Source organism: Xenorhabdus sp. IM139775 (assembly GCF_028598745.1).
GTDB lineage: Bacteria > Pseudomonadota > Gammaproteobacteria > Enterobacterales > Enterobacteriaceae > Xenorhabdus.
The window spans coordinates 14645-40234 of record NZ_JAQRFK010000004.1 but is presented as its reverse complement, the minus strand read 5'-3'; the positions used below and the strand labels follow the sequence as shown (position 1 = coordinate 40234).

The 25590-nt window shown below is 43.4% G+C and carries 19 protein-coding genes and 1 other RNA gene; 13 read left to right on the top strand and 7 right to left on the bottom strand.

Features of this window, described 5'->3' with window-relative positions; all coding sequences use genetic code 11:
* The first annotated feature begins 74 nt into the window (after positions 1 to 74).
* The 5 genes from lon to PSI17_RS01545 all read left to right on the top strand — a co-directional run bounded on the left by lon (position 75) and on the right by PSI17_RS01545 (position 6112).
* Positions 75 to 2429, top strand: a complete 2355-nt coding sequence (gene lon, locus PSI17_RS01565; protein ID WP_273550263.1) for an endopeptidase La — start codon at positions 75 to 77, stop codon at positions 2427 to 2429.
* Positions 2430 to 2691: 262 nt separating this feature from the next.
* On the top strand, positions 2692 to 2967 hold the full coding sequence (gene hupB / locus PSI17_RS01560; protein ID WP_273550262.1) for a nucleoid-associated protein HU-beta: 276 nt from the start codon (positions 2692 to 2694) through the stop codon (positions 2965 to 2967).
* A gap of 174 nt (positions 2968 to 3141) precedes the next feature.
* Positions 3142 to 5022, top strand: a complete 1881-nt coding sequence (gene ppiD / locus PSI17_RS01555; RefSeq protein ID WP_273550261.1) for a peptidylprolyl isomerase — start codon at positions 3142 to 3144, stop codon at positions 5020 to 5022.
* Between the two features lie 148 nt (positions 5023 to 5170).
* Positions 5171 to 5557 carry a ComEA family DNA-binding protein gene (locus PSI17_RS01550; RefSeq protein WP_273550260.1) on the top strand — a complete coding sequence of 129 codons (387 nt, stop codon included), beginning with the start codon at positions 5171 to 5173 and terminating at the stop codon, positions 5555 to 5557.
* A 147-nt stretch (positions 5558 to 5704) separates the two neighbouring features.
* Positions 5705 to 6112 carry an acyl-CoA thioesterase gene (locus tag PSI17_RS01545; protein WP_273550259.1) on the top strand — a complete coding sequence of 136 codons (408 nt, stop codon included), beginning with the start codon at positions 5705 to 5707 and terminating at the stop codon, positions 6110 to 6112.
* A 115-nt stretch (positions 6113 to 6227) separates the two neighbouring features.
* On the opposite strand, the gene queC is transcribed toward PSI17_RS01545, so the two are convergent.
* Entirely contained in the window at positions 6228 to 6926 is a 699-nt protein-coding gene (gene queC / locus PSI17_RS01540) for a 7-cyano-7-deazaguanine synthase QueC (protein ID WP_273550258.1), read from the bottom strand.
* A 32-nt stretch (positions 6927 to 6958) separates the two neighbouring features.
* Positions 6959 to 8011, bottom strand: a complete 1053-nt coding sequence (locus PSI17_RS01535) for a PLP-dependent cysteine synthase family protein (protein ID WP_273550257.1) — start codon at positions 8009 to 8011, stop codon at positions 6959 to 6961.
* A gap of 122 nt (positions 8012 to 8133) precedes the next feature.
* Here PSI17_RS01535 and PSI17_RS01530 point away from each other — a divergent pair, with 122 nt between their 5' ends.
* The 5 genes from PSI17_RS01530 to amtB all read left to right on the top strand — a co-directional run bounded on the left by PSI17_RS01530 (position 8134) and on the right by amtB (position 13970).
* Positions 8134 to 8604 carry an Lrp/AsnC family transcriptional regulator gene (locus PSI17_RS01530; protein ID WP_273550256.1) on the top strand — a complete coding sequence of 157 codons (471 nt, stop codon included), beginning with the start codon at positions 8134 to 8136 and terminating at the stop codon, positions 8602 to 8604.
* Between the two features lie 56 nt (positions 8605 to 8660).
* Positions 8661 to 10409 carry a SmdA family multidrug ABC transporter permease/ATP-binding protein gene (locus PSI17_RS01525; protein WP_273550255.1) on the top strand — a complete coding sequence of 583 codons (1749 nt, stop codon included), beginning with the start codon at positions 8661 to 8663 and terminating at the stop codon, positions 10407 to 10409.
* Positions 10393 to 12171 carry a SmdB family multidrug efflux ABC transporter permease/ATP-binding protein gene (locus PSI17_RS01520; protein ID WP_273550254.1) on the top strand — a complete coding sequence of 593 codons (1779 nt, stop codon included), beginning with the start codon at positions 10393 to 10395 and terminating at the stop codon, positions 12169 to 12171. The genes PSI17_RS01525 and PSI17_RS01520 overlap by 17 nt, the downstream gene beginning before the upstream one ends.
* A gap of 168 nt (positions 12172 to 12339) precedes the next feature.
* A complete protein-coding gene (gene glnK, locus PSI17_RS01515) occupies positions 12340 to 12678 on the top strand; it encodes a P-II family nitrogen regulator (protein ID WP_273550253.1) in 339 nt (112 codons plus the stop codon).
* Positions 12679 to 12689: 11 nt separating this feature from the next.
* Complete coding sequence (gene amtB / locus PSI17_RS01510) at positions 12690 to 13970, top strand: ammonium transporter AmtB (RefSeq protein WP_273550252.1); 1281 nt, start codon at positions 12690 to 12692, stop codon at positions 13968 to 13970.
* A gap of 78 nt (positions 13971 to 14048) precedes the next feature.
* Here amtB and tesB read toward each other — a convergent pair whose 3' ends face one another.
* Entirely contained in the window at positions 14049 to 14906 is an 858-nt protein-coding gene (gene tesB / locus PSI17_RS01505) for an acyl-CoA thioesterase II (protein WP_273550251.1), read from the bottom strand.
* A 562-nt stretch (positions 14907 to 15468) separates the two neighbouring features.
* On the opposite strand from tesB, the gene ffs reads away from it, so the two are divergent.
* Positions 15469 to 15565, top strand: an RNA gene (ffs, locus tag PSI17_RS01500) — signal recognition particle sRNA small type.
* A gap of 88 nt (positions 15566 to 15653) precedes the next feature.
* On the opposite strand, the gene PSI17_RS01495 is transcribed toward ffs, so the two are convergent.
* From PSI17_RS01495 to PSI17_RS01480, 4 genes are all read right to left on the bottom strand, one after another.
* Positions 15654 to 15857 carry an HHA domain-containing protein gene (locus PSI17_RS01495; RefSeq protein WP_010845060.1) on the bottom strand — a complete coding sequence of 68 codons (204 nt, stop codon included), beginning with the start codon at positions 15855 to 15857 and terminating at the stop codon, positions 15654 to 15656.
* A gap of 47 nt (positions 15858 to 15904) precedes the next feature.
* A complete protein-coding gene (gene tomB / locus PSI17_RS01490; protein WP_273550250.1) occupies positions 15905 to 16273 on the bottom strand; it encodes an Hha toxicity modulator TomB in 369 nt (122 codons plus the stop codon).
* A 640-nt stretch (positions 16274 to 16913) separates the two neighbouring features.
* Entirely contained in the window at positions 16914 to 20063 is a 3150-nt protein-coding gene (locus tag PSI17_RS01485) for an efflux RND transporter permease subunit (RefSeq protein ID WP_273550249.1), read from the bottom strand.
* A 14-nt stretch (positions 20064 to 20077) separates the two neighbouring features.
* On the bottom strand, positions 20078 to 21277 hold the full coding sequence (locus PSI17_RS01480) for an efflux RND transporter periplasmic adaptor subunit (RefSeq protein ID WP_273550248.1): 1200 nt from the start codon (positions 21275 to 21277) through the stop codon (positions 20078 to 20080).
* A gap of 141 nt (positions 21278 to 21418) precedes the next feature.
* On the opposite strand from PSI17_RS01480, the gene acrR reads away from it, so the two are divergent.
* Positions 21419 to 22066, top strand: a complete 648-nt coding sequence (gene acrR, locus PSI17_RS01475) for a multidrug efflux transporter transcriptional repressor AcrR (protein ID WP_273550247.1) — start codon at positions 21419 to 21421, stop codon at positions 22064 to 22066.
* 18 nt (positions 22067 to 22084) lie between these two features.
* Positions 22085 to 25555, top strand: coding sequence for a mechanosensitive channel MscK (mscK, locus tag PSI17_RS01470; RefSeq protein WP_273550246.1), 3471 nt, complete (start codon positions 22085 to 22087; stop codon positions 25553 to 25555).
* The last annotated feature ends 35 nt before the right edge of the window (positions 25556 to 25590 follow it).

Here is a 25590-nt window from a genome sequence, read left to right as displayed (position 1 = left end):
TGAAGTGAAACTCGTGAAAACCGTGTTTCACGAGATTCCTAAAACTGGCGAAAGCTAAACGAAGAGAGAGCTCTATGAATCCTGAGCGTTCCGAACGCATAGAAATCCCTGTATTGCCTTTGCGCGATGTAGTGGTTTACCCACATATGGTGATCCCTCTGTTTGTTGGGCGTGAGAAGTCGATTCATTGCCTGGAAGCAGCAATGGAGCATGACAAACAAGTCATGTTGGTCGCGCAAAAAGAAGCATCTACTGATGAACCGGGAGTCAATGATCTTTTCTCCGTCGGTACAGTGGCTTCTGTGTTACAGATGTTAAAATTGCCGGATGGCACAGTAAAAGTTCTGGTTGAAGGCTTGCGGCGCGCTCGCATTACCACGTTGACGGATAATGGCGAATATTTTTATGCACAAGTTGAGTACCTTGAATCCTCTGACGTTGATGAACGTGAGCAAGAAGTTCTGGTAAGAACAGCGATTAATCAGTTTGAAGGTTATGTCAAGCTGAACAAAAAAATTCCACCAGAAGTATTGACATCGTTGCACAGTATTGAAGATGTGGCAAAATTGGCAGATACCATTGCTGCACATATGCCATTGAAAATCAACGATAAGCAGACAGTTTTAGAGATGTCTGATATTGTTGAGCGCATTGAATATCTGATCGCCATGATGGAATCAGAAATTGATTTGCTACAGGTAGAAAAACGTATCCGCAATCGCGTTAAAAAACAGATGGAAAAAAGCCAGCGCGAGTACTACCTGAATGAGCAAATGAAAGCAATTCAGAAAGAATTGGGTGAGATGGATGATGCACCTGATGAATACGAGACGCTGAAACGCAAGATCGAAGACGCGAAGATGCCAAAAGAGGCGCGTGAAAAAGTCGAAGCTGAGTTGCAGAAATTAAAAATGATGTCTCCGATGTCAGCCGAAGCAACGGTTGTTCGTAGTTACATTGATTGGATGGTGCAAGTTCCTTGGGTTGCACGTAGCAAGGTAAAAAAAGATTTAGTCAAAGCGCAGGAAGTGTTGGATACAGACCATTATGGTTTGGAACGCGTCAAAGAGCGTATTCTTGAATATCTTGCGGTACAGAGCCGTATCAGCAAGCTCAAGGGGCCGATACTCTGCTTGGTAGGGCCTCCTGGTGTGGGCAAAACCTCATTGGGTCGTTCTATTGCCCGTGCAACTGGGCGTAAATATGTACGCATGGCATTGGGCGGTGTACGCGATGAAGCGGAAATCCGTGGTCATCGTCGTACCTATATTGGTTCAATGCCGGGCAAATTAATCCAGAAAATGTCCAAAATAGGGGTTAAAAATCCACTGTTCTTATTGGATGAAATTGACAAAATGTCATCCGATATGCGTGGTGACCCCGCTTCGGCATTGTTAGAAGTACTTGATCCTGAACAAAACGTCGCATTTAACGATCATTACCTTGAAGTTGATTACGATCTTTCCGATGTCATGTTCGTGGCAACATCTAACTCCATGAATATCCCTGCACCATTGCTGGATCGTATGGAAGTTATTCGTCTATCGGGCTATACCGAAGATGAAAAATTGAATATTGCCAAACGTCATCTGTTGCCGAAACAAATTGAGCGAAACGCCCTGAAAAAAGGCGAACTGACTATAGATGATGGTGCAATTATTGGCATTATCCGCTACTACACACGTGAGGCTGGCGTTCGTAGTTTGGAACGTGAAATCTCTAAATTGTGTCGTAAGGCGGTCAAAGCATTATTGATGGATAAGAGGCTCAAGCACATCGAAATCAATGCGGATAATCTGAAAGAGTATCTGGGTGTGCAGCGAGTAGATTATGGCCGTGCTGATACCGAAAATCGGGTGGGGCAGGTAACTGGTCTGGCGTGGACAGAAGTTGGTGGTGATTTGCTGACGATTGAAACAGCCAGTGTACCGGGTAAAGGTAAACTGACTTATACCGGTTCATTGGGTGAAGTGATGCAGGAATCTATCCAGGCCGCCTTGACCGTTGTTCGGGCTCGTGCGGATAAGCTGGGCATCAGTGCTGATTTCCATGAAAAACGTGATATCCATGTACATGTGCCGGAAGGGGCAACCCCCAAAGATGGTCCAAGTGCGGGGATTGCAATGTGTACTGCATTGGTTTCCTGTCTGACGGGCAATCCTGTTCGTGCTGATGTGGCCATGACGGGAGAAATTACTCTGCGTGGCTTAGTTCTGCCAATCGGTGGCCTGAAAGAGAAATTACTGGCAGCGCACCGTGGGGGAATAAAGACGGTTGTGATCCCGGATGACAATAAACGAGATCTGGAAGAGATCCCACAGAATGTGGTCCAAGACTTGGAGATCCATCCCGTCAAGCGTATAGAAGATGTTTTATCTATTGCGTTGCAGGAACCCGCATTTGGTGCAGGATTAGTATCACTAAAGTAATGTAATATCAGTAAGATAGTACAAAAATAGTGAACTAACTCAAGAACTGTATATAAAATTCAGGTTGGTGAGTCAATTCAGGCTTGCCAGCCTTTTTTTGTGTCACTAAATTAGATTAGTATAATTATCTGATTAAATATTTTGCTGTTCTATGATTTCTTGCTAATACTGGAAAGGGTTGATATGACGGCATAACTGTCGTGTTATCCGTCATAAATCAGTTTCCGTTATGATAGTAAAACTAAAATGGGGATGAATAAGAGTGAATAAATCACAACTGATCGACAAAATTGCTGCTGATGTAAACATTTCTAAGGCAGCCGCCGGACGTGTAGTAGATGCATTCATTTCTTCAGTATCTGGTGCATTGAAAGACGGTGATGATATCGCTTTAGTGGGGTTCGGCACGTTTACTGTGCGTGAGCGAGCTGCACGTACAGGGCGCAACCCTCAGACAGGTAAGGAAATCAAGATCGCAGCAGCAAAAGTACCTGCTTTCCGGGCTGGAAAGGGTTTAAAAGATGCTGTTAATGGTTAATGGACAGGAAACCGGATCTGGTTCTTGTTATAGCGATAAACTTCAACTGACTAGCCCGTATTGATCGGCTAGAATATAAGCGCATCAATTGATTGGTGCGCTTTTTTTCTCTTAACGTTTGAATTAGCGTAATATGACAGTTTCTTTTTCACTAAAGCGGAGTTTTACGTCTTTATGATGGACAACCTACGCACGGCGGCGAACGGTCCTGTGCTCAAAATTGTGTTGGCTCTAATTATCCTGACTTTTTTGCTGACTGGTGTAACAGGTTACCTGTCCAGCGAAAGCGGTAGTTATGCTGCCAAAGTGAATGGCCAAACCATTAGTCGTGCTCAACTGGAGCAGGCATTTTTGCAAGAAAAAAATGCGCAACAGGAGAAGCTGGGTGATGAATTTTCAACGTTGTTAAGCGATGAACAAAGGTTGCAGCAGCTTCGGCACCAATCATTGGATAGACTCATCAATGCGACCTTGATTGAACAATATGCCCGTAAGCTGGGTTTATCAGCAAGTGATAATCAGGTTGCCCAAGAGATACGTAATCTACCGTTTCTCCAGACTGATGGCCAATTTGACAACAACAAATATCAGGAATATTTAAGCTGGCTTGCCCGTTCAAACGCTAGCCTTGATAATCTGGCTGAACAGATTCGTCAGGAGCTGATTACGCGTCAATTGCAGCAAATGGTTATAGGTGCGGAAATTGCATTACCGCCGGAAATAAAACAGGAAGCGGCCTTACTTTTTCAAGAAAGGACAGTGCGTTTTGCCACTCTTGAATTGAAATCAATTGAAGAGAAGCAAACAGTGACTGATGAAGAGCTGAAAAACTATTATGATGCGAATAGTAAACATTTCACTGTGCCGGAGAGAGTGAAAGTCAGTTATCTCAAAATGGATGCAGAGAATGAACTGAAAAATGTCACTGTATCTGACGCTGATATTGAAAAATACTATAAAGATAACTTGGCGAAATACACGAAGCCTGAACAGAAAAAGTACAGCTTCATGCAACAAGATTCAGACGCTGCCGCTAAATCGGTTTTGGATGAGTTAAAGAAAGGCGCCGATTTTAGTCAATTGGCCTCAGAAAAATCGACCGACAAATATTCTGCTCAAAAGGGCGGTGATCTGGGTTGGATGGAAGAAAGCGCTCTGCCGGATGAGCTTAAATCAACGAATTTGACCCAGAAAGGGCAACTTTCAGCGGTGATCAAATTATCTAATGGATATGCAATTTTCCGTTTGGATGATATTAAGCCTCAGGAAGTCAAGCCATTGGCGGATGTGCGTTCGGAAATAGAAAAAATTGTTAAGCAGGAAAAAGCGGTTGATGCGTTCTATGCATTACAGCGAAAAGTGAGTGATGCTGCCGCGAATGACAATGACTCATTGGCAGCAGCAGAAAAAGCGGCAGGTTATCAGGCAGTGACCACTGACTGGTTTGATCGCGATCATGTTCCGGCTGACATTAATTTCAATCAAGTTGTTCAGGCGATTTTCTCTGGCAATTTGATTGATGGTAAAGGAGCGACAGGCGTAAACTCAGATGTCATTTCGGTTGAGGGCGACAGAGCCTTTATTCTGCGTGTTGACGAGGTTAAACCTGAGACAGTCCAGTCGCTTGAACAGGCTAAATCTGAGGTGGCTGAGTTGGTGAAACGCCAGAAAGCGGAAAAACAGCTTCAGGTTGAAAGTGAAAAACTCTTGGCTGGCTTGAAAGAAGGTAAAGGTGAGCCGGCACTGAAAGCAGCAGAAATTCAGTTCGAGCAGCCTACTGTGATAAAACACCTGTCACAAACTAATCAGGCGATTGATATGGCATTCACTTTACCGCACCCTAAAGAGGGTAAGCCTGTCTATGGATTAGCTCAAGACGAACTGGGTAACGCGGTGCTTATCCAGTTGGATAAAGTTGTTCCGGGCTCTGTGACAGATGATCAGCTCAAACAATATATGATGGGTTACCAATACCAGACAGGTAATAGCATGCTGGAGTCACTCATCATGAATTTACGTGATGATGCGGATATTAAATTTGGTCAACTTGAATAAAATTGCGAAGCTGCTCGCATCTGTTTTTGCAACATCGTAATTGAAAAAGGCCACTTTCGTGGCCTTTCGCATATCTGAACCTTGCCTGTTGCTCAGAAATATTGTTGTGGCAATCTTTCCTTCACCAACAAAATATGGAGAGATTTACATGAAATATTTAAGGATATTATTCAATTCACTCATTATGGCATTGTGTATTAGCATGCCACTATCTCATGCAGCTACAGCTAATGAACCTACTGATAAAATAGTGAAACAACCTGTTGGTCAATATAAAGACAAAACCACGATTGAAAACGGTAAGGTGAAAGAGGAAGGGGAACAGCAGATACAGGGAAAGGGGCTTGTTAATATTAATACGGCAAATGCTGAAGAGTTAGCGAAAGAACTTAATGGCGTGGGGGCTAAAAAAGCACAGGCGATTATTGAGTATCGTGATAAATATGGCCCTTTTACCGCAATAGAACAATTACAGGAAGTACAAGGCATTGGGCCTATGTTTATAGAAAAAAATCGGGATAAATTAACTTACTAAATGTTAGGCCCTCTTGTGAATGCTCAGCAATTTTATCAAGAGGGCTGTGATATCGATCAAGAATAATTCATCAAACCCTATTGTAATTAAATTGTTTTGCTATTGTTACATCTTATCTGGTCTGATGAGTATAAGGAAAGAATAACAATGAGCACAATTATCAAAGTCAGGGGCTATCATGTTGATATTTTCCAGCATGTGAACAATGCCCGTTATTTGGAATTTATGGAAGCAGCCCGTTGGGATTTACTGACTGAAAATGACATGTTGGAATGGTTAAATCGTAGAAATATCGGTTTTGTCGTGGTGAATATCAATATTAATTATCGTCATCCAGCCGTGATTGCCGATGAGCTGGAAGTGAAATCTTCGGTACAGGCATTACGTAATAAAAGCGGTACATTTTTTCAGGAAATTATACGCAGGCGTGATAATCAGATTATTGCAGATGCTTTAACGACATTTGCCTGTATTGATTTGAAAACTCAAAAAGCATTGGCTTTAGAAGGTGAGTTACGAGAAAAAATGGAGCTATATAAGAACAATGCCGGATAACGATACTCGTCATACTTCAAGATATATTTATGATCCCCCCGTAGGCGGGGAGATCATTAGCCGTGTTCATCTTGCAAGCCACAACTTGAAGTTTATAGGGCATAAAACGTTCTGATTAACTTAGATGTGTTTTGGATTTCATGTCTAACATAATGGATTGGGTATTGCTTAAATAATGATGTAATCCTTTAGCCCTGAGATGGCAGGCAGCGCATTCGCCGCATCCATCACCCTGAAGACCGTTATAACAAGTCAGGGTTTGATTGCGGATAAAATCCAATTTTTGATAATAATCTGCCAGTGCCCAAGTTTCCGCTTTGTTTAACCACATTAACGGTGTTTCAAAACGAATATCGCGGGCAATACCCAGACGGACGGCGTTGTTGAGAGCCTTGACAAATTCATCACGGCAATCCGGATAGCCCGAAAAATCAGTTTCACAAACACCGGTAATAACGGCTTCAGCCTCAACCTGATAGGCATAAATTGCCGCCAGAGTTAAAAATAAAATATTACGGCCAGGCACAAAAGTACTTGGGAGGCCACTTTTTTCACTGTCACTGAAATCGGGGACGGGAATGTTGTCCCTTGTCAGGCTACTGATTGCTAGCTCATTTAATAAAGTAACATCAAGTACTTTGTGGGCAGCGGCACCCAACTCTTTGCTTATGCGACAAGCAACATCAATTTCAGCACGGTGACGCTGCCCATAATCAAAGGTGACACAGTGTACTTCGTCATATTGGCGAAGTGCCTGAATTAAACAAGTGGTGGAATCCTGCCCACCACTGAATACAACAACGGCTCGTTTCATGATACCTGCCTCTGTAAATTGAAGGAGATATGTTACTCATAACCGTTTAACTTGGGTAGTTGTGTTAGATACTGAGTGATATCACCGATATTATTGCTTACCCACTCTGGGTTGTAATAAGTATCAAGGTAACGCTCCCCACTATCACAGAGTAATGTCACAACTGCCCCTTGTTGGTTGTTATCGTGCATTTGCTTGGCGAGTTGTAAAGCTCCCCAGACATTAGTTCCTGTAGATGCTCCCGTTTTTCTACCAATTAATTTTTCAAGCCAATAAATGGTAGCAATAGTGGCAGGATCGGGAACCTGAATCATGTCATTGATAACCGTAGGAATAAAAGAAGGTTCTGCGCGTGGGCGGCCAATGCCTTCTATTTTGCTGCCAATACTTCCGTAAATATCACGCCGGTTCTGATGGTAGCAATCGTAGAAGACGGAATTTTCTGGATCGACAACAATAAGTTTCGTGTTGTGCCCCTTATAGCGGATATAACGGCCGAGTGTCGCAGAGGTACCACCGGTTCCTGCACTCATCACGATGTAAGTGGGTTCAGGAAAAGGTTCTAATTGCATTTGGCGGAAAATACTTTCTGCAATGTTATTGTTTCCTCGCCAGTCAGTCGCTCGTTCGGCGTAGGTAAATTGATCCATATAATGGCCATTCAGCTCTTTTGCCAGACGCTCTGATTCTTGATAAATCAAGGCAGAATGCTCTACAAAATGGCATTGACCACCATAAAACTCAATTTCTTGAATTTTGCGTTTAGCGGTGCAGGAGGGCATTACCGCAATAAAAGGTAAACCAAGTAAACGGGCAAAATAAGCCTCCGAAACAGCAGTGCTTCCAGATGAGGCTTCAATAATCGGAGTTCCTTCCTTAATCCAGCCATTAGTGAGTGCATAAAGGAACAGGGAACGAGCAAGCCGATGTTTGAGGCTACCAGTGGGATGGGTACTCTCATCTTTTAGATAGAAATGAATACCCGGAAACATTGGGAGGTTAAGACGAATGAGATGTGTATCAGCGCTGCGTTGATAATCCGCTTGGATAGCTTTTATGGCATTTTCAGCCCATAAAGACGACATAAATTGACCCTGAATAATAATACCGTAGTGGTATATAGATTACCCTTATATTCAGAGAAATAGATTATTATTTTTCTGGGTTTATCCGTTATATTTGGGAAATATTTCTACAGGATTTAGATATGCTAGACAAAATAGACCGTAAGCTACTGGAACTGCTCCAACAGGACTGTAGTCTATCCTTGAATGCACTGGCTGAAGCCGTGAATTTGACTTCGACACCTTGCTGGAAGCGCCTCAAACGACTTGAAGATGAAGGTTATATTGTAGGTAAAGTTGCCTTGTTAAGTGGGGTAAAACTTGGCCTGAGCCTGACAGTGATAGTGATGATTAAAACTCAGCAACATAACAGTGAATGGTATGAACAGTTTGTCTCCTTTATAAAAGGGATGCCTGAAGTCTTAACATTTTATCGCATGGCTGGTGAATATGATTATCTCATGCATGTAGAAGTTGTTGATATGAAAAGTTATGATCGTTTCTACAAACGCATGGTAAATGGGATTTCTGGTTTGATTGATGTTACCTCTAACTTTGCCATGGAAAAGATAAAATATACAACGGCGCTGCCAATCCCAGATTCAGTAACATAAAGATCCTTTTGGTTGGCGGGTACTAACTCTTTCATTTTTACCTCAGGAATAGGTGTGTGAGATTATTTTCACAATTAAGCTGGTATTTTATTAGTGAATGGCGGCGTTATTTGGGCGCTGTTACTTTCCTCGTTTTGATTGCGGTGCTGCAACTCATCCCTCCCCGTTTGGTCGGGGTTATCGTTGATGGCATTAGTACAAAAACCATGACGTCCAGCCAGCTAGCCATGTGGCTGGGGGTGATGCTGTTTATTGCGTTGGCAATCTATGCCCTGCGCTATGTTTGGCGTGTATGGCTGTTCGGTGCTTCTTATCGGCTGGCTGTTAAGCTGCGTGGTGACTTCTATTGGCGTCTGAGTAGTCAGAATCCTGAATTTTATTTACGCCATAGAACCGGTGATCTCATGGCTCACGCAACAAATGATGTTGACAGAGTTGTTTTTGCGGCAGGCGAGGGAGTCCTGACTCTGGTCGATGCTTTAGTCATGGGCTGTGCTGTCCTAATTGTCATGAGTGTAGAGATCAGTTGGCAGTTAACACTGTTATCACTGTTGCCCATGCCCATTATGGCCTTAGCAATTAAGCATTATGGTAATCAGCTTCATCATCGTTTCAAATCTGCGCAAGGCGCATTTTCCATCCTAAATAATCATGCACAGGAAAGTTTGGCGAGTATCCGCATGATAAAAGCGTTTGGACTGGAGAAGCAGCAATCCAGTCAGTTTGAAGAAGTCGCCATTGATGCCGGGCGTAAAAATATGCATGTTGCACGTGTAGATGCACGTTTTGATCCCACTATTTTTATCACTATCGCGGTTGCCAACCTCTTGGCTGTTGGCGGAGGGAGCTGGATGGTGGTGAACGGCACCATGACCCTTGGTGAGCTGACCAGTTTTGTGATGTATCTGGGATTGATGATCTGGCCGATGTTGGCACTGGCATGGATGTTCAACATCGTTGAGAGAGGGAGTGCCGCTTATACTCGTATCCGCAGTTTATTGCAGGAACCTCTGGTTACTGAAGATGGAATGTTGTCTCTGTCTTCTAATCGAGGGCGTTTACAGACAACTATCAATACGTTTACTTATCCCCAAACTGATAGGCTTGTTTTGCAAGGTATCCATTTTCAGCTAGAACCTGGGCAATTATTGGGGCTTTGCGGACCGACGGGGGCAGGGAAAAGTACGTTATTAGCTTTGCTGCAACGGCAATTTGATGTCACTGATGGAGACATTCTTTTCCAGTCAAAAAATATCGCTACTCTCCGAATGGAAGAGTGGCGTTCGCGATTGGCGATTGTTAACCAGATACCTTTTCTGTTTTCAGATACGGTTGCAGGTAATATTGCTTTAGGTCGGCCGAATGCAACCCAAGCGCAAATAGAAGAAGCCGCGCGTTTAGCCAGTGTGCATGATGATATTTTGCGCCTGCCTCAGGGGTATCAAACGGAAGTGGGCGAGCGCGGAGTCATGCTTTCTGGCGGGCAAAAACAGCGCATATCCATTGCCAGAGCCTTGCTGCTGGATACGGAAATTTTAATCCTTGATGATGCCCTGTCAGCCGTTGATGGACACACGGAACACCAGATCATGAAAAACCTCAGCCAATGGCGGCAACAGCGCACTGTGATTATCAGTGCACATCGGCTGTCAGCATTAACGGAAGCAGATAATGTTTTGGTTATGCAGCATGGCACGATTGCACAGCAGGGCCGGCATAAGCAGCTTATCGCTCAATCTGGGTGGTATTCAGATATGTACCATTACCAACAACTAGAAGCTGCATTGGATGGGGAAGATGACTAAAACGCCTATCAGTAAGCTATGGCCGTCATTAAAGCGCCTGCTTGCTTACAGTAAAAATTACCGTAAACCAATGCTAATTGCTGTATTGATGTCATGGATTGCTGCATTGGCAGAAGTGAGCGGACCTCTGCTTGTGAGTTATTTTATCGACAATATGGTTGCAACGGGGAATTTGCCACTTGATGTTGTCGGTGGGCTCGCCGCCGTATTCTTGGTTTTGCAGCTTATTTCTGCTGTCTTACACTATTATCAAATATTATTTTTTAATCAGGCATCTGTGGCCGTGGTGCAGAAACTTCGTACTGATGTGATGAACTCAGCATTACGCCAGCCATTAAGTGCTTTTGACAATCAACCCGTTGGACAACTGATATCCCGCGTAACAAATGATACCGAGGTCATTAAGGATCTGTTTGTTAATGTCATCCCGGTTGTGTTTCGCTGTATCGCACTGATTGGTGCCATGCTGATAGCCATGTTTGTTTTGAATTGGCGTATGGCATGTATTGCGATGGTGATATTTCCCGCAGTCTTGCTTGTCATGGTGATCTATCAGCGTCTTAGTACCCCGATAGTTAGGCGGGTTCGCGGTTATCTGGCTGATATTAATGATGGTTTCAACGAAGCCATTAATGGCATGACGGTAATTCAGCAGTTTCGTCAGCAAGCTCGTTTTGGTGAGAAAATGTTGGCGACCAACCGAGCGCATTATCAGGCCCGTATGCAGGCTTTACGGCTAGATGGCATCTTGTTGAGGCCATTATTGAGCTTTTTCTCTGCCGCAATTTTGTGTGGTTTGCTCTTATTGTTTGGCCTCAAAGGGACAGGGGTAATTGGTGTGGGGGTTCTGTATGCCTTTATTAATTATCTTGGGAGACTGAATGAGCCATTGATTGAGTTGACCTCACAGCAATCAGTATTGCAGCAAGCCGTGGTTTCAGGAGAACGGGTTTTTGAACTGATGGATAGCCCGCAGCAACGATATGGCAATGATTTGCGGGCATTAGAGAGCGGCAGTATTGAGATTGAAAACTTAAATTTTGCTTATCGCAGTGACAAACGTGTTCTGAGTGATATTAACCTGTATGTTCCTCCACATGGATTTGTGGCTTTGGTTGGGCATACCGGAAGTGGAAAAAGCACTCTGGCCAATTTGATTATGGGCTACTACCCGTGGCAAAACGGCGAGATTTATCTTGATGGTCGCCCCATATCTTCACTTTCTCATGCAGTGTTACGTAATGGAGTGGCGATGGTGCAGCAAGATCCCGTCGTTCTGGCAGCGTCATTCCTCGACAATATCGCGCTCGGGCGGGATATCAGTGAAGAGAAAGTATGGGAAGTGCTAGAATTGGTTCAGTTAGCTGAATTTGTTCGCTATTTGCCGGATGGCTTGAATTCTGCCTTGGGAGAACAAGGCAATACGCTTTCCGCGGGCCAAAAACAGCTTTTGGCAATGGCCAGAGTTTTAGTGCAGACGCCGCAGATCCTTATCTTGGATGAGGCAACCGCGAATATTGATTCTGGAACAGAGCGATTAGTACAGAAAGCGTTGGGAATGATCCGCAAACAGACGACACTGGTGGCGATCGCTCATCGTCTTTCAACCATTACCGAAGCTGATTCCATATTAGTGCTACATCGTGGTGCAATTGTTGAGCAAGGACAGCATCAACAGTTACTGGAAAAACGCGGGCGCTATTATCAAATGTACCAACTCCAGAAAGTTGGTGAGACTTTGAATGAATCAGTGCACGCTTAGTGTGCATATTTGGCGTGCGTATAGGGAGCAGGTGTGTTTTCTGTTCCCTTTTTTACTCTTTCCCTTAGCGATATTTTTCGATAACAAATTGATTACACATTATTTTTAATTTTTGGCATATCCCTTGCAGTATTCCCTTGTGCAAACGCAGCAAAAAACGGGGGAAATATGAAACTCATCACCATCATCATAAAGCCATTTAAGCTGGAGGAAGTGCGGGAGGCGCTTGCTGATATCGGTATACAAGGTATGACTATAACCGAAGTAAAGGGATTCGGACGTCAAAAAGGCCATTCTGAACTGTATCGCGGTGCCGAATACAACGTTAATTTTTTGCCCAAAGTCAAAATTGATATTGCTACCAATGACGAAAAAGTTGAAGAAATTATCCATATTGTTCAACAGACTGCTTTCACTGGGAAAATGGGGGATGGAAAGATCTTTCTCTTTGAATTACAACATGCCGTTCGGATCAGGACGGGTGAAACGAATGATGCAGCGTTGTAAGGAGGCGAAAAATGAAGAAGAAACTTTTATCCATCGCGTGTATTGCGGCCTGTTTTCCTTCATTTGCTTTTGCTGTGGAAAATAATCTCAATAAAGCAGACACCGTGTTTATGCTGGTTAATACGATACTTGTCCTTTTTATGACAATACCCGGCATTGCCCTGTTTTATGGGGGATTACTACGCAGTAAAAATGTTTTGTCATTGATGTCACAGGTGATTGTCAGTTTTTCATTGGTTTGCGTGCTTTGGATTCTGTATGGGTACAGCATGACCTTTGAGGCAGGCAACTCTTTTTGGGGGGGCTTTGGTCAGGTGATGTTAAAAAATATATCCATAACCGATCTGAATGGTAGCTTCTATCAGTTAATTCACGTTGTTTTCCAAGGCGCATTTGCGTGTATTACTGTTGCCTTAGTTGTCGGGGCCTTATGTGAAAGAGTGCGTTTTTCTGCACTGCTGATTTTTAGTGCGCTATGGCTGACAGCATCTTATATCCCTATGGCACATATGGTGTGGGGAGGTGGCTGGCTGGCTAAGGATGGCGCTTTGGATTTTGCAGGTGGGACGGTTGTCCATATTAATGCGGCGGCGGCAGGATTGGTTGGTGCTCACTTGCTTGGCAAGCGTTCAGGTTTTGGACGGGAAGCATTTAAACCTCATAACTTACCCATGACTTTTATTGGCACAGCGATCCTCTACATTGGATGGTTTGGCTTTAATGTAGGCTCTGCGGGTGAAGTGAATGCCATCGCAGCGCTAGCTCTGGTAAATACGATGGTAGCAACGGCGGGAGCGGTGTTGTCATGGGTTTTCTGTGAGTGGTTATTTCGCCAGAAACCTTCACTTTTAGGGGCATGTTCTGGGTGTATTTCGGGTTTAGTGGTCATTACGCCTGCTGCTGCAACCGTGGGGATTGGTGGCGCATTGGTGATGGGATTGATTGCAGGTATTGCCGGCTTATGGGGTGTGGTCATACTGAAGAGATGGTTACGTGTTGATGATGTTTGCGATGTTTTTGGGGTACATGGCGTATGTGGCATCGTCGGTTGTGTATTGACCAGTGTTTTTACGGCATCCACTTTGGGGGGAACCGGGTTTTCTGAAGGCATGACAATGTTAAGGCAGCTCGGTATTCAGGTTATTAGTATCTTGGTCTGTATAGTTTGGTCATCAATAACGGCTTATATCTCGTTTAAGATCGCAGATAAGTTGGTTGGGCTACGCATGAGCCTTGAATCAGAAAGGGAAGGACTTGATATTACTTCACATGGTGAAAGCGCTTATAACTGAGCATTTTTATTCGCGTGGAGATAGGTATTCCATGCCGTAGTAACTTTCTGTTATTACGGCATACGGTACTGATTTAATTCATGACAGCTTGCGGATGACGCCCTCCTGAACCGCAGAAGCGATAAGCACCCCCGCGCGGTTATAGATATGTCCACGAACAAAACCACGGGCACCTGATGCTGATGGACTTTCGATTGAATAGAGTAACCAATCCTCCATATTGAAAGGGCGGTGATACCACATTGAGTGGTCAATGGTTGCTATTTGCATATTTTTTTCCATAAATTTTATGCCATGGTGCTGTAATGCCGTGGGCAGAAAATTGAAATCTGAGGCATAGCCCAACAAACAGTGATGAATGAATGGATCTTCCGGCATTTTTCCATTGCTACGGAACCAAACATAACGCACGGGGACCTGAGATGAATGATCGGGTTGGCTTTGAAGGGGGACAAGTCTCATCTCCAAGGGCGGGATAGAAAAAGCTTTTTTTAGTTTTGTCGGAAGTGAGTTAGCCATTTTTTTTACCATTTCTTCTTGGGACACTAACCCTTCAGGCGGTGGAACCAGAGGCATGGTATTTTGGTGTTCAAAACTCTCTTCATGTCCTTGAAAGGATGCTGTCATGTAGAAAATAGGATGACCATTTTGTATTGCGCTGACGCGGCGGGCACTGAAACTTTTTCCATCACGCAATATTTCAACATCATAAACAATGGATTTATGACTATCACCCGGACGTAGAAAATAGCTATGAAAGGAATGAATCATTCTGTCATTCACGACGGTTTGTTTTGCTGCATATAGCGCTTGGCCTATGACTTGTCCACCGAAAACTTGAGGAAATCCTAAGTCTTCACTTTGTCCTCGGTAAATTCCTTCTTCTATTTTTTCTAAATGTATCAAGTTAATTAAGTTTTGTAATGCTTGGCTCATAACATGCCTTTACTTTTAAGCTTGTTTAAAAAGTATGAACGAAAGATGATGAATAATAAGTTTTTATTTATTTGAAAATAAATGGATTAAATTGTAAATGAAATTATCCTTGTGTTTTTATTTTAAATGTGAATTATCACTGTTAATTCTAACAATGCTTATCAAATAATGCGAATGGATTGTTTTTATGGTTATTTATTGATTTATATGATTATTTTTTATTTCGAATGATAATAAAGGTAGGGAAGTTAGTATGTTACTTAAGTTGAATCTGTGAAATTATGTGGTTTTTATATGACATGGCAATGATTCATTAATATTATTAAATATATTTATTATTGCATCTGTTTACTGCTTATCTATCATGATATGAGCTATAGCCTGAAAAAATTGAAAGTAATCCGGCGATTGGAAAAATACTAAATTTGACACCGGCTTTGATGTTTTTTACAACATTATGAATAATAAATCAGCATTCAAATCAAGTTTCCTTGCTATTTCATTATGTTTGAAAGATAATGACCACCGCTTCGAAATTTGAAGCTAACGTCAATGAGGGTTCTGTTGGTTCTCCCGCAACGCTAACTTGTTAACTTGGTCAGGTCTGGAAAGAAGCAGCCATAGCAAGGGATGTGTGTGCCGGGATGTCGCTGGCAGAACCCTCACCAATTTCAAGTTCATCATTAGCTTATACTGTCAGCCGATAATAGTTACCGGCTTAGTCACTTTCTATCTGAACACTACAGCTTAGCGGACAAACTTCCAAACAGATGATGGGATTTTATCATAGAGTTTATTCATAGTAAGTTCAGCCAAACGGTGATCAGCTGCGGAGTAGAACAATTCAAGCTCATCATCCGAAAGCTCATATTTATTTTTTTCAATTACACGTTCCAGTGTTTCAATAGAAGTGCATTTTCTCAAACGCATCAGATAGTCAGTTTTAGTCATAGTCGCCTTATCTTATTTGGTATAAAAAATAGTTAGAAATATATTTATCAGATTTTGCTTAGTGAAGCGTTCAAATCATGTAACAGAATGTTAGTTAAGTATTCGTTTGTTTTTTGCCATTTTGTAAGTTCAAGAAAGCTTATCTTATCACTTCCAAATAAATTATATGTTTCATCTAGATACTCATCAATTAAGGTGCTCAGCGTGTGGTTATCTGAGTATTTAATTTTAAAGCTCCAGACAAAAGCTGCAATGTGTTCAATCAATTCGTTTAGTTTTAAACTTTTTTCGGAGGTCAGGTCGTGAATCCAATGATTATCAGTGCGATTCAGGACTGATAACGCCTCATGAATTAAATTTTCACATAAGTACTTTAATTCAGCAATATCATGCCTTCTTGGTGAATATTCATCCATAATCACCTCCGTAAACGACGCACAGTTTATTTGAACTAAGGCTTACACATGTTAATTATTATAGTCATTCTTTTAGAATAGAGCTTATCAAAACATGATTATTATTTATTAATGTTAAAGCTCTATTTTACGTACCTGCCAACCAGATTGTTTAACCATGGCTAATTTACGCTTGGTTATGACAAAAACGCTTAGTTCTGGCAAAGCCCTGTTTCTGGTAAGTGCTAGCATTCTACTGCGAAGGGTAGCCATCTCTGCATATACTGTTAAATATATTGAATTATACTAATACAGTAAACGCTGTAGCAATAGCGCAGAAGTCATTATAGGCGATTGTATTGCGATTTTCAAAATCAATATGGCGTCATTATTACATATGTCACCATCGAGATGGAACACTTTTTACCATTAAAGGTGTAATCAAGAGAAAAACAAGGCAAGTTACTAAGTTATCTTCTGCTTATTATAAAAAACAGAAAGATGTTATCTTTTAAACTTAACCTGCGTTTCATAACTATTTATTTTAATAGGCCATGGATGAACTTTAACGCAGTCATTGTCACTGGCAATTTGTTGTTTGACGTGTTTTTTTATCCATTTTAAAAAGGCCACATCAGTGGCCTTTTTCGCATAGTTGAATTTAATGAGGGGTTGAGATGTGTTCAATTGCCTCATTTTTCTTCATAAACCGCCGCTTAATGACAACGAAAAATACAGGGACGAAATAAATTGCCAACGATGTCGCGGCAATCATACCACCCAATACGCCTGTCCCTACGGCATTTTGTGCACCTGAACCTGCGCCGTTGCTCAATACCATAGGCATAACCCCAAGCATAAAGGCTAACGAAGTCATTAGGATTGGGCGTAAACGCATCCTGGCTGCCTCAAGAGTCGCTTCTATTAATCCCTTGCCTTCTTTTTCTATCAAATCCTTGGCAAACTCTACGATGAGGATAGCGTTTTTCGCTGACAGGCCGATGGTCGTCAATAAGCCAACCTTAAAGTAAACGTCGTTATCCAGCCCGCGTATTGATGTTGCCAGCAATGCGCCAATAACGCCCAGAGGAACGACCAGCATGACCGAGAACGGAACAGACCAACTTTCATATAAGGCTGCCAGACAAAGGAACACAACAATCAGTGACAACGCATACAACGCTGGTGCCTGATTACCAGACAGACGTTCCTGATAAGACATTCCGGTCCAGTCATAACCAATCCCAGGAGGTAACTGTGATGCCAGTTGCTCGATAAGCGCCATGGAGTCACCCGTACTTTTCCCGGAAGCAGCTTCGCCCACAATTTCCATGGAAGGAAGACCGTTATAGCGTTCCAAACGTGGTGAACCATAAACCCACGGCTCTTTTGAGGCATCTATGAACGCAGAAAACGGAACCATTTGCCCATGATAGTTACGAACATACAACTTGCTGATATCGCTTGGCAACATACGGTAAGGGGCATCAGCTTGAATATAGACTTTTTTGACCCGGCCGCGGTCGATAAAGTCATTGACGTAAGCACCGCCAAACATCGTACTCAGGGTTGAGTTAATATTCGTCGTGGATACCGCCAGTGCTTCTGCTTTTTCCTTATCGATATGCACGCGATATTGTTGTGTGTCATTTTGCCCATTGGGGCGGACACTTGTCAGCATATCTGGATGTTTTGCCATCATACCCAGCAATTGATTACGTGCTTCTGTCAGTGCTGCATGTCCCAGGTTTCCTTTATCAATCAACTGGAAATCAAAACCGCTGGCAGAACCTAACTCGACAATGGGAGGAATATTAAACGCAAAGACAAGGCCTTCCTTGATTTGGGCAAAACTCGCATTTGCTCGATTAACAATGGCCGGAACCTTGTCTTTTGGATCTTTGCGTTGATCCCAATCCTTTAAGCTGATAAATGCCAGACCGGTATTTTGCCCCTGACCACCAAAACTAAAGCCATTTACTGTGAACACAGATTTAACAACATCTTTCTCTTTGGTATAGAAGTAGTCATTGATGTGATCCAATACCTTTTGTGTCTGCTCCTGAGTTGAGCCAGATGGCAATTGAACCATTGCCACTAAAACTCCCTGATCTTCTTCTGGCAGGAAAGAGGAGGGCAGGTTATTGAATATCCAGGCCATGCCAGAGAGCAACATGACATAGATCACCAAATAACGCCCTGTGCCCCGTAACATCCGGCCGATACTATCAGTATAATGATGTGTGCATTTTTCAAACAGTTGGTTAAACCAACCAAAGAATCCGGCTTGAGTCCCGTGGCTGCCTTTGGCTACAGGCTTGAGCATCGTGGCACACAGTGCAGGGGTCAGGATTAAGGCCACCAGCACAGACAATATCATTGCTGAAACGATCGTGACTGAGAACTGGCGGTAAATGGCACCTGTTGCACCGCCAAAGAAGGCCATGGGGACAAATACAGCCGAAAGCACCAGCGCGATACCGACCAACGCGCCTTGGATCTGCCCCATCGATTTTTTGGTGGCTTCTTTCGGTGAAAGCCCCTCTTCCTGCATGACGCGCTCGACGTTTTCCACCACAACAATGGCATCATCCACGAGCAGCCCGATGGCAAGGACCATAGCAAACATGGTTAATGTATTGATGGAGTAGCCAAACGCAGCAAGAATGGCAAACGTACCAAGCAGAACAACTGGAACCGCAATCGTTGGGATAAGTGTGGCGCGGAAGTTTTGCAGGAACAGGTACATAACGATAAATACCAACAGAATGGCTTCTGTCAATGTTTTCACCACTTCGAAAATAGAAATTTTAACGAATGGTGTGGTGTCATAGGGATAGACAACAGTCAGCCCATGCGGGAAGAAAGGCTGCATCTCAGCCAGGGCTTCTTGGACAGCCTTGGAGGTATTCAATGCGTTGGCACCGGTTGCCAGTTTGATACCAATCCCTGTCGCTGGCTTGCCATTGAAGCGCCCAATGATACTGTAATTTTCAGCCCCCAATTGAATGGTCGCGACATCATGCAAGCGAATTTGTGAACCATCGGGGTTCATGCGCAGCAAAATGTTGCCAAATTCTTCCGCTGAATTCAGCCGGGTTTGGGCGATGATCGAAGCCGTCAGACGCTGACCCGGAACCGGTGGTGTTCCGCCTAATTGCCCGGCGGCAACCTGATTGTTCTGTGCCTGGATTGCACTGATAACATCTTGGGTGGTGATTTTATAGTTGAGCAGTTTGTCAGGATTGAGCCAGATACGCATGGCATACTGTGTGCCGAAGAGCATTGTTTCCCCCACGCCAGCCACACGGCTCAAGCTATCTTTGACATTGGCACCGACATAGTCGGCGATGTCATTTTGAGTCATGGAACCATCCTGAGAGATGAAACCGACCATCATCAAAAACGAACTGGTGGTTTTATCAACAGTCACACCTTGTTGCTGAACTTCCTGAGGCAATAGTGGCATTGCCGATTGCAGTTTATTTTGCACCTGAACCTGTGCGGTATCGGGATCAGTGTTCGCTTCAAAGGTCAGCATGATATTCATGCTTCCTGCCGAGTCACTGCTGGAAGACATATACACCAGATTATCGACACCGTTCATGTTCTGTTCAATAACCTGTGTTACAGTGTTTTGTACTGTTGCCGCGTCAGCTCCTGGATAATTTGCTGAAATGGAAATGGTGGGTGGGGCAATGGCTGGGTATTGCTCCACGGGTAATTTCATGATTGCCAGCAGGCCAGATAGCATGGTGATAATTGCTATTACCCACGCAAAAATCGGCCGTTCGATAAAAAACTTAGGCATGAATCACCGACTCCTTATTGAGGCTTCTTTGCGGACTCAGCTTGATTAGCCGTAGGACTGGCATTCAGATCTGTTTCCGTTGGCTTGACTGTTATTCCCGGTGCTATTTTCTGCAACCCGGTGACAATGACTTTATCGCCGGTTTTCAGGCCGTCTGTCACCAACCACTTGTTACCAATTGCCTGAGTCGCGTTGATATTGCGCAATTCCACTTTGTTATCTTTATCGACAATCAGTAGGGTTGCCTGACCGCGTGGTGTTCTGGTCACGGCTTGCTGAGGAACCAAAATCGCATTTTTGCGTACACCCTCTTCTAACTTGGTGCGCACAAACATACCCGGAAGTAATTCTTCATTCGGATTTGGGAACACAGCACGCATAGTGATAGAACCTGTGGTTTCGTCAACTGTCACGTCAGAAAACTCAAGGTAACCTTCTTGGCTGTATTCTTGGCCGGTATCCGCTATGAGGCGGATTTTGGTTTTTTTGCTCTCTTTTTGAACGGTTCCTTTGGCAATTTCATTTTTGAAACGCAGATAGTCGTCGCTTGATTGCGTGATATCAACATAGATAGGATCTAATTGCTGAACAATCGTGAGGGCTGTTGGCTGACCAGCCGAAACCAGTGCGCCTTCTGTGACAGTGGATTTACCTGCACGTCCAGAAATAGGGGATGTCACTTTGGTGTATGCCAAGTTGATTCTGGCATTTTCCAATGCTGCCTGTGAGGACTGAACATCTGCTTTTGCTTGCGCATATTCTGAACTTGCTTTATCAAATTCCTGCTTGCTCACATATTGTGTGCCCAGCAGGGATTGATAACGTTCAACGGTTAAGCGGGAAACATTCTCGTTGGCTTGCGATCTGGCCAGGTTTGCTTTGGCTTTACTGTATTCTGCCTGATAAGTGGCTGGATCTATTTGGTATAACGACGCTCCGGCAACAACATCACTTCCTTCTTTATAGTTACGTTTCAGTATGATGCCACCGACTTGGGGACGAACCTCGGCAACACGATAAGCCGATGTACGGCCTGGTAATTCAGTAATAACCGTTAAAGGTTCTGCCTTCAGCGTTACGATACCCACTTCAGGAACAGGCTGGCCAGCCGCTCCTTGCTGTGTATTTGTGTTGTCATTACATCCTGAAAGAATAAAACTGCCTGAAATCACCAATAATGTGGCCAGAGGCAAAACTCCCCTGTTCTTTCGCATAAGTAAACCTCAATTTTTCAATGTCGATTCTCTAATCTAACAAGTGAAATCATTACTTCATTGATTAAGGGTGCTATAGTACAAACATACATGAATGTATGTAAATCAGCCTCAGTCAAAAACAAAGATTATGGCACTAAAATGGCACGAAAAACTAAACAACAAGCAAATCAAACTCGTCAGCAAATCATAGATGCTGCGATAAGGACTTTTTCTGAGCGCGGTGTTTCTGCTACCTCACTATCTGATATCGCCACGGCCGCAGGTGTCACGCGCGGAGCGATTTACTGGCATTTTAAAAATAAAACAGATCTACTTTCTGTTGTTTGTCGAATGCCAGAGCATAAAATAGACGAGCTAGAGAAAGAGTATCAATCAAAATATCCTGATAATCCACTTATTGCGTTGAGATATTTATTAATTTCTATGTTACGAATGATGATTGATGATTCTCAGGTTCGTCAATTAATAGAAATTTTTTTCCATAAATGTGAATTCGTTGGCGAAATATCCCCAGTACTAGCGGAAATTAGAGAGATATGTATTTCTGATTACCAGAAGATTGAAAAAATGTTGACTGCTTGTATTCAATCTGGGGAGTTACCCTATAATCTTGACGCCAACCGTTCTGCCATCATGTTGAGAGCATTGATGACCGGGATATTGGAGAACTGGTCATTCTCATCAGACGGTTTTAATATTCAAGAGCAGGCTGTTCATTTAGTGGATGGTTTCATCGATACACTGAAATACAGTCACCATTTGCGCAACAGCGAAGAAAACGAATAATGATGGGTAGATGAGTTCATGGTTTCCGTTAACCGATGCTTGGGTGTTTTGCTCAATAAGGGGAGCTTGTGTAACAAATTCCCTACGATACTGCTTTTTCGCTTTGTGTTGGTAATGTGTTTGTTTTTTCTCCTGTCACCTGTCTTTTTTTCTGCCAATGCAGCGGCCAGTGGCGATGTTCCAACCCGTAATGATATTCAAAACCAGCTTAAGATCCTGACAGAACGCAAGGAACATACGGTTGAAGAAAAGGTGTCGATCGCTGATTTGGAAAAGGCGCTCTCTTTCTTTGACAAAATTGAACAATTGAAACTGGATTTCGAGCTGCTTAGAAAAAATGTGCAAGATGTGCCCCAAAAATCACATCAGGTTGTGACCGAACTGGAGAATCTGAAAAATAACGATCAGCAGGATGCCTATCAACAGACACTGGAAACACTGTCTCTGAAGCAGCTTGAATCGAAACTGAATAACACATGGTATAACTTGCAGCGGGCACAGGAAAATCTTGCCGGCTACAATAGCCAGTTGATTGGGCTGCAAACTCAACCAGAGCGCGTGCAAAATGTGCTCTTTCGTAATATGCAGAGATTGCAGCAAATCCGTAATCAACTCAATAACGTATTGGCTGAACAGTCAGAATCGAGTCGTACCCAGATAGAGTTATTGCAGGTAGAACAGTTTTTCCTGACCCAGCAAAATGAATATCAAAGAGAATCTCTACAGGCGAATACTCACTTACAAGCTCTTTTACAGCGGCAACGGGATTATACGACTCGCCAAATTGAGCAATTGGAGCGTCATGTTCAGTTTATTCAAAGTGTGATGAGTGGAAAGCGCTTGGTGCTTTCGGAAGAAACCGCGAAAGAAGCGCAAACGAAGGATGGCAAAAATTTATATATTCAGGATAACGCCTTGGTTCAGGCGGAAATTGAACATAATCGTGAATTGAGTCAGCGGTTGGTAGCAGCAACGCGTGATAGTAATCAACTGGCGCAACAAAGTATTCGCGTTAAGAATTTTCTGGAACGGGCCATTCAATCAGAGCGCAATCTCAAAGAGCAAATTAAGGTCTTACGCGGCAGTTTATTGCTGTCACGCATCTTGTTTCAGGAACAGTTGAAAGTACCACAGGATGTTTTGACAAAAGATTTACCAACGAAAATAGCAGACTTGCGTCTAGAGCAATTCGAAATTAATCAGGAGCGCGATCAGCTCTGTCAGGGAAACGATTATATCAATAACTTATTGAGAAATAATCATCATCAAATAAAAAACGAATCCAAGGAAGTGGTGGATGAAATCCATCATGCGATTAACCAGATTCTGGATGTTCATTGTGAACTTTCAGAGCAGCTCAATAATCAATTGGGAAATCAGATTACCCATGCCATCAACTTACAAATGGATCAGCAACAGTTGTTGGATGTCTCTGAATCGTTGGAACAAACCCTTGTCCAGCAAATCTTTTGGGTGAATAGCAACAAACCGATGAATGTGGTGTGGTTGAAATCCTTGCCTGATCTTGTTCAAGAAGAGCTGAGTCACTTGGATATTCGCTTGACGTTCAGTGGATTGATGACGGGGCTGAAAAACTCCATCCATTTCGTCATTCCCCTTGTGTTGGTTGGCCTGTTTTTACGCTGGCAAACCAAAGGCATTAACGCGCAGTTGAAAAAAATAGCGGGTGAAGTCGGGCAGTTTCGCAGCGACAGTCAATTACATACACCATTGGCACTCATACTGACCTTAATAAAAACATTACCGATTGCTTTTATCGTATTGGCGGTAGGTTATTGGTATTCGAAATCAGGTGGGAGTTCAGGGGGAAGTTCTGGTGATAGCACTGGTGATAGCTTTGGTGATTTGATTTGGGGTTTTTCCTGCCAACTGGCGCTTTTTTGGATGATGTATAGTTACAGCTACCAAATCCTTGTGAAAGGTGGGATTGGCGAACAGCATTTTTCTCTGGACAGTGCGGTTTGTCACTTATTCCGCAAAAATCTGGTTCGCCTGTCGATCGCGCTGTTGCCCATTTTGTTCTGGGTAACCTTGGGTGCTAAATATCCCTTACGGCTGTCTGATGATGTGATTGGTCAATGTACCGTCTTGATCTGCCTGTTTTTCGTCTTCCTGTTTATTTTCCCATTCTGTCGCTATGTATGGCGTGAAAAAAGTTCCCATATGATCCGGACTATCGTCGTCACGGCATTAACGTTTGCCCCTCTGGTGTTGATAGTGTTGATGGTATCGGGTTATTTCTATACAACCCTGCGTTTGGCTGAACGTTGGCTTTATAGCTTGTATTTACTGTTCCTCTGGCATATCAGTTATCAAGCCTGTTTGCGGGGATTAGGCATTGCAGCGCGTCGCATTGCTTATCGACGTGCTGCTGCCCGGCGTCAGTCCCTGACAAAAGAAGGGGCAGAAGGGGAAGTGATGGAAGAGCCGCCAATGGCCTTGGATCTCATCAATCAGCAGTCATTGCGTTTAACGACCATGGTGCTGTTTTTGATCTTTTTAGGGGCATTTTATTGGATTTGGTCTGATCTGGTGACGGTATTTTCTTACCTTGATGGGGTCAATTTGTGGCAATACAGCACGACAACAGAACTGGGCAATGTTCTGCAACATGTGACCTTGAAAGATTTGGTACTTTCAATCGCCATGTTGGTCATTTCATGGGTCATGATGAGAAACTTGCCGGGCCTACTGGAAGTACTGGTGTTATCCCGTTTGCAGTTACAACAGGGTTCTTCGTATGCCATTAAAACGACATTGACTTACTTGATCATTGGTGTCGGAGGTATTGCGGCATTAGGAACACTGGGCGTTTCGTGGAATAAATTACAATGGCTGGCGGCGGCACTGTCGGTCGGTTTAGGCTTCGGTTTACAGGAAATCTTCGCCAACTTTGTTTCGGGGCTGATTATTTTGTTTGAACGTCCCGTGCGTATCGGCGATACCGTAACGATAGGCACTTATTCCGGCTCGGTCAGTAAAATCCGCATTCGTGCGACGACAATTACCGATTTTGACCGTAAAGAGGTCATTATCCCCAACCGGGCATTTGTGACGGAACGTCTCATTAACTGGACACTTTCGGACACCATTACCCGAATTATTATTAAGATTGGCGTCGCATATGGCTCTGATCTTGATAAGGTCAAAGAAGTTTTGTTACAAGCAGCGAGTGAAAACGCCCGCGTTATGAGTGAGCCGGGAGCACAAGTCTACTTTATGAATTTTGGTGCCAGTACACTGGATCATGAGTTGAGGCTCTATGTTCGGGAATTGGGTGATCGTAGCCGGACTGTCGATGAAGTAAATCGCAGTATTGATAAATTATGCCGCGAAAACGGCATCAATATTGCCTTTAATCAGTTGGAGGTTTATTTGCATAATGGGCAAGGTGATAGTTTGCAAGAAGTACAAAAGCCATTGAATGATGGTAACCGCCATCCAGATGACAAGCCCTTTTTACCTTAAGCAATTTTCCCCCCTCTGTTTAGCCATGCAGTCTG

What these genes read in the sequence shown, in the direction of transcription:
- lon (WP_273550263.1), top strand. Translation starts at nt 75, where the DNA reads ATGAATCCTGAGCGTTCCGAACGCATAGAAATCCCTGTATTGCCTTTG.
- ppiD (WP_273550261.1), top strand. Translation starts at nt 3,142, where the DNA reads ATGATGGACAACCTACGCACGGCGGCGAACGGTCCTGTGCTCAAAATT.
- PSI17_RS01550 (WP_273550260.1), top strand. Translation starts at nt 5,171, where the DNA reads ATGAAATATTTAAGGATATTATTCAATTCACTCATTATGGCATTGTGT.
- PSI17_RS01545 (WP_273550259.1), top strand. Translation starts at nt 5,705, where the DNA reads ATGAGCACAATTATCAAAGTCAGGGGCTATCATGTTGATATTTTCCAG.
- queC (WP_273550258.1), bottom strand. Translation starts at nt 6,926, where the DNA reads ATGAAACGAGCCGTTGTTGTATTCAGTGGTGGGCAGGATTCCACCACT.
- PSI17_RS01535 (WP_273550257.1), bottom strand. Translation starts at nt 8,011, where the DNA reads ATGTCGTCTTTATGGGCTGAAAATGCCATAAAAGCTATCCAAGCGGAT.
- PSI17_RS01530 (WP_273550256.1), top strand. Translation starts at nt 8,134, where the DNA reads ATGCTAGACAAAATAGACCGTAAGCTACTGGAACTGCTCCAACAGGAC.
- PSI17_RS01520 (WP_273550254.1), top strand. Translation starts at nt 10,393, where the DNA reads ATGGGGAAGATGACTAAAACGCCTATCAGTAAGCTATGGCCGTCATTA.
- glnK (WP_273550253.1), top strand. Translation starts at nt 12,340, where the DNA reads ATGAAACTCATCACCATCATCATAAAGCCATTTAAGCTGGAGGAAGTG.
- amtB (WP_273550252.1), top strand. Translation starts at nt 12,690, where the DNA reads ATGAAGAAGAAACTTTTATCCATCGCGTGTATTGCGGCCTGTTTTCCT.
- tesB (WP_273550251.1), bottom strand. Translation starts at nt 14,906, where the DNA reads ATGAGCCAAGCATTACAAAACTTAATTAACTTGATACATTTAGAAAAA.
- PSI17_RS01495 (WP_010845060.1), bottom strand. Translation starts at nt 15,857, where the DNA reads ATGACTAAAACTGACTATCTGATGCGTTTGAGAAAATGCACTTCTATT.
- tomB (WP_273550250.1), bottom strand. Translation starts at nt 16,273, where the DNA reads ATGGATGAATATTCACCAAGAAGGCATGATATTGCTGAATTAAAGTAC.
- PSI17_RS01485 (WP_273550249.1), bottom strand. Translation starts at nt 20,063, where the DNA reads ATGCCTAAGTTTTTTATCGAACGGCCGATTTTTGCGTGGGTAATAGCA.
- PSI17_RS01480 (WP_273550248.1), bottom strand. Translation starts at nt 21,277, where the DNA reads ATGCGAAAGAACAGGGGAGTTTTGCCTCTGGCCACATTATTGGTGATT.
- acrR (WP_273550247.1), top strand. Translation starts at nt 21,419, where the DNA reads ATGGCACGAAAAACTAAACAACAAGCAAATCAAACTCGTCAGCAAATC.
- mscK (WP_273550246.1), top strand. Translation starts at nt 22,085, where the DNA reads ATGGTTTCCGTTAACCGATGCTTGGGTGTTTTGCTCAATAAGGGGAGC.